At 64.7% G+C, this 5,327-nt stretch carries 2 protein-coding genes; both read right to left on the bottom strand.

Annotated features, from left to right (window positions below; genetic code table 11):
* On the bottom strand, positions 1-4,349 hold a 4,349-nt coding region (locus tag HX866_RS09870), incomplete at its 3' end, for a non-ribosomal peptide synthetase (RefSeq protein WP_177139333.1).
* Between the two features lie 367 nt (positions 4,350-4,716).
* The coding region (locus HX866_RS09865) for a phosphopantetheine-binding protein (protein WP_256344887.1) at positions 4,717-5,327 on the bottom strand (611 nt) is incomplete at its 5' end.

Raw genomic sequence — 5,327 nt, 5'->3', positions numbered from 1 at the left:
CGGTCGGCACCCTCGCCGCCCTGCATCCGGCCCATCAATACGGTACCGAACACCACATCGCGGCGCCCCGAAACCTTGCCCAGCACCTGGGCCCAGGCCAGGTGCACCAGGCTGGCGACACTCACCCCCAACTGCCGGGCCTGAGCCCGCAGGCGTTGGTCCAACTGAACGTCCAGGGCCTGGACCGCCTCCTCGATATCGCTGCCATCGCCCTGCACATCCTGCAAACCGAACGGCAGGGTCGGCTCCTCCACCTCACCGAGCATGTCGCGGAAAAACGCTTCATGATCGGCCGGGCTGACCCCCAGACGCGCCTGGGCCACATAGTTGCGATACGGCACCGGCGCCGCCAGGGCCTCGGTCTCACCGAGCAGCCAGGCCTGCATTTCATGCTGCACCACTTCCATGGCCATATGGTCGAGGGCCATGTGATGGAACAGCAGCATCGCGGTGATCCGCTGGTTGAGCGGATCTTCGGCATAGGCCAGGCGCATCAGCGGCGCCTCGGTCACGTCCAGGCGGTAGTGACGCGGGTCGAACCGGCTGTGCAGTTGCGCACCGATGTCGCCGGCGGCTGGGTCAAGTTCCAGCGCATCAAGGTGCAGGCGCGCCTCGCGCCAGACCACTTGCACCGGCGCATCCAAACCTTCCCAGACCACCCCGGTACGCAGGATGTCATGGCGGTCGATCACCATCTGCAAGGCCTGGACAAAGGCGTTCAGGCGCTCGTGGTCGTCAAAGGCAAACTGGGTCTGCAACACGTAGGGGTCGCCGGCCCGGGCCGCCAGGTGGTGATAGAGAATCCCTTCCTGCAGCGGCGCCAGCGGGTAAATATCCTGCACATTGGCAGTACCGCCCGGTACCGTCGCCACCACCTGGTCGATCTGTGCCTGGGTCAGGTTGGCCAGCGGCAGCAGGTCCGGGGTGATCCGTTCGCAACCCACGATAATCAGGTTGGCCGGCACGCTGATTTCGCGGCCGCCACCAACGGCAGCGGCCAGCGCGGCCAGGGTCGGCTGACTGAACAGCACACGCACGTCGGCACTCAGGCCCAACTGACGCATGCGCTCGATCAGGCTGACGGCCAGCAACGAGTGCCCGCCCAGTTCGAAGAAATGATCGTGACGTCCGACCCGCTCGATTTTCAGCAACTCGGACCAGAGTCGCGCCAGGGTGATTTCCAGTTCGCCCTCGGGGGCCTGGAACTCACGGCTGGCATAGGCGTCGGCGTCCGGTGCCGGCAAGGCCCGACGATCCAGCTTGCCGTTGGCGGTCAGCGGGAACGACTCGAGGACGACGAAGGCGCTGGGCACCATGTATTCGGCCAGGGACGCCGCCAGTTCGCGACGCAGTTCCGTCACCGACAAGGCGCTGTCGGCCTCAGCCACCAGGTAAGCCACCAGGCGCTTGTGTCCGGGCTCATCCTGACGGGCCAGCACCACCGCCTCCCGGACGCCCGGGCAAGCAGCCAGATGCGCTTCGATTTCACCCAGTTCGATACGGAAACCGCGAATTTTCACCTGGTCGTCATTACGCCCCAGGTACTCGACAACCCCATCCGCGGTCCAGCGCGCGAGGTCGCCGGTGCGGTACAGCAGTGCCCCGGCCTCGGCGTTGAACGGGTCGGCGACGAATTGCGTGGCGGTCAGTTCCGGGCGGTTCAGATAACCTTTGGCCACGCCCTGCCCGCCGATATACAACTCGCCGGCCACGCCCACGGCCACCGGTTGGCGCAAGGCGTCGAGGACATAGACCTGGCTGTTGCCGATCGGCCGGCCGATGGGAATACCACCATTGCCCACCGAGGTAATTTCCCAGGTCGTGGAGAAGGTGGTGGCTTCGGTCGGGCCATAGCCGTTGAGCAAATGCTGCGGGGCGCCCTCTTCCAACACCCGGGCGATCACCGCCGGGTCCAGTACATCGCCGCCGACGATCAGGTAACGCAAGCGAGCGAAGGCTTCCATCAGGCCGCCGGCATATTGATGGAACAGGCCGGCGGTCATCCACAGCACGCTGACCGACTGCGCCAGCAGCAACTCACGGAATTCATTCAGGGACAGCAATACCGACTGTTCCACCACGACCACACAACCGCCGTTGAGCAGCGGCGCCCAGACATCCAGGGTGCTGGCGTCGAAGGACGGGTTGGAAGCAAAGGCCACGCGGTCGCCGGCATTGAATTCGGCATAACCGTTGTTGATCACCAGGCGACTGACCGCCCGGTGCGGAACCAGCACCCCTTTGGGCGTGCCGGTGGAACCGGAGGTGTACATGATGTAGGCCACCGACTCGGAGGACGCGTCCAGTGCCAGGTTCGGTGTATCGACTTCCAGCACCAGCGTGTCCAGGTCGACTCGCGCAATGCCCTCGGGCACCGCGCTGCTGCTCAGGGTCAACACCTGGCGCGCCGCGCTGTCTTGTAGCATGAAGGCCTGGCGCTCCGCCGGCGCATTGATATCCAGCGGCACATAGGCCGCGCCGCACTTGAGAATCGCCAGTTGCCCGGCCAGCAGGTCGAAGGAGCGCGCCAGCAGCAACGCCACCCGTTCGCCCGGTTGCACGCCGAGGTCGATCAGATGGCGGGCCAGGCCATTGGCCCAGCTGTTGAGTTGCTGGTAGGTCAGGCTCTGGCCATCCTGGACGGCCGCCACTGCGTCGGGCCGCACCGCCACCTGCAGCTCGAACAATGCCTGCAGGCTGCTGTGCTGCGGATAGTCGCGCGCGGTGGCATTGAAGCCGTGCAGCACCTGTTCGCGCTCGGCCAGAGGAAGGATTTCCAGGTGCTGCAAAGGCGTTTGTGGTTGCTGCTCCAGGGCCTCGACCAGGGCGCCAAGGGCCGCCAGCATATAGTCGCCGACGCGCTGTGCACCGATCGCCACCTCGGCCTGGACCGCCAGGCTGAAGTCTTCGCCCAGGTCATCCACCGACAGGGTGATCGGGTAGGTGCTCTGTTCTTCACCTCCCAGGCTGTGCAAACCGGCCCAGGCCTGCAGGGTTTCGGCCGAAGCCACCGATTCGCTGGCGCTGTGGCGGTAGTTCAGCAGCGAGCTGAACAATGGCGCCGGTGCGGCCACACCGCTGCAACGCTGGGCCTGGGCCAGGGAGGCGTGCTCGTGGCCGAGCAAGGCGGTCAGGCGCGCATGGGTGGTCTTGACCCCTTCACGGACGCCGTGGCCTTCAAGTTTCACCCGCAACGGCAAGGTGTTGATAAACATGCCCAGGGCCCGATCGGCACCCTCGCCGCCCTGCATCCGGCCCATCAGCACGGTACCGAAGACCACATCCGACTTGCCCGAAACGGCGCCCACCACCCGTGCCCAGGCCAGGTGATGCAGGCTCGCGGCACTGACCCCGAGCTGCCGGGCCTGGGCCCGCAGGCGCAGACTCAAGTCGGCAGCGACCGGCAGCCGAACCTCTTCGATCGGCGCATCGCTGCCCGGGGTTTCGACCACGCCAAACGGCAGCGTCGGTTCATCGACGTCCGCCAGCATGTCGCGAAAAAAGCCTTCATGGGCGTCGGCCCCGGCACCCAGCCGGACCTGCGCCACATAGTTGCGATAGGGCACCGCTTCGGGCAAGGCATGGCCTTCGCCGAGCAGGTAGGCCTGCATCTCGACCTGCACCAGCTCCAGCGCGGCATGGTCGATGGCGATGTGATGGAACAGCAGGATCGCCACCCAGCGTGCATTGGCCCGGTCTTCGGCGCACACCAGGCGCATCAGCGGGGCCTGGCGCAGGTCGAGGCGGTAATGCCGGGAATCATAGCGTTCGCGCAGTTGGGTTTCGACATCACCGTCGGCGGCCGCCAGTTCAAGCTCATCCACCGCCAGGGTGACGTCGCGCAACACCACCTGCACCGGTTCGTCGAGGCCTTCCCAGACCATGGCGGTGCGCAGGATATCGTGACGTTCGATCACCGCTTGCAGGGCCTGGGCGAAGTCGTCCAGGCGCTCACGGTTATCGGCGCCGAACAGCGCCCGCAACACATAGGGGTCGCCCTGCCCGGCCGCCAGGTGATGGTAGAGAATACCTTCCTGCAGGGGCGCCAGCGGGTAGATATCCTGAACATTGCCGGCACCACCGGGCACCGCGTCGACGATGCGGTCGATCGCCTCCTGGCTGAGGTTGGCCAGCGGCAGCATGTCCGCGGTAATGCGGAAAGCCGGACTCAACCAATCACCGCCGTTTCGAGCCACCAGCTTGAGCAGTTCCGCCTTGTGCACGCCGAGACTATCGAGAACGGCGCTGTCAAGGCCCTCATCGTCACCGAGAATCACCAGATCGTCTTCTTCCTGTTGAAGACGGATCGCGTGCGTGGAAAGAACTGCCATCAATTCGCTGAAGTGCATCGAATAACCTGCTATTTATCATTTCGGAGAGGGTTGACGACCCAAAAGGCTCGGTGTCGGGGACAGCGTTCGGCGCGATAAAAATCGGAGGGGGCTTCGACGTTCGAAGACAGCACAGGAGTCCGGGCGCAGGCGTGATCGGGTCCGCAGCTACAAAGGGCTGCGGTCCACTGACACATGCGAAACATCCCATTCGCCATGCTCCCCACAGGTCTCGAAAATTAGAGCATCCATGGGCGACTGTCTGTCATGGGAAGCCGGGACAAGGCGTGCCGTAAGCTCGCCCAGCCGGGGGGTTGCACAGAAGGGAGAAAAGAGAGAGGCGACGGCCCGACCGATTGTGAATCGGCCGGGCGGTGTCGAAGCTTCAGATACGACGTTTGCGATTGAGCATCGGAATCTTCGTCTGCGGCACCTCCATCCGTTGTGTAATGCCCACCGAGGCGGCCACCTGGATCAGCGTCGGCTGGCCGAACAGTACCCGCACATCGGCTTCCAGATTCGCCTGGCGCATCCGCTCGATCAGGCTCACCGCCAGCAACGAATGGCCGCCCAGTTCGAAGAAGTGGTCGTGACGCCCCACTCGCTCGACCTTGAGCAAATCCGCCCAGAGCGCCGCCAGCTGGGTTTCGACCTCACCCACCGGGGCTTCGTAGACACGCAAGGCGTAGGCGCTGCTGTCTGGTACCGGCAGGGCCTTGCGGTCCAGTTTGCCGTTGGGGGTCAGTGGTAGCGCGCCAAGTTGCATATAGGCTGCCGGCAGCATGTAGTCCGGCAGATGACCTTGCAGGTAAGCGCGCAGGGTGCCGCTGTCCGGCACCACTCCAGCACTGGCCGGAGTGAAATACGCCACCAGGCGGGTTTCACCCGGCACGTCTTCACGAGCCATCACCACCGTTTCCTGCACCTCGGGGTGTTTGGCCAGGCGTGCTTCGATTTCCCCCAGTTCGATACGGAAGCCACGGATCTTCACCTGGT

Source organism: Pseudomonas gingeri, assembly GCF_013386165.1.
Taxonomy (GTDB): Bacteria; Pseudomonadota; Gammaproteobacteria; order Pseudomonadales; family Pseudomonadaceae; genus Aquipseudomonas; species Aquipseudomonas gingeri_C.
The sequence above is the reverse complement of the archived record's forward strand: the minus strand, read 5'-3'. Positions and strand labels throughout refer to the sequence as shown.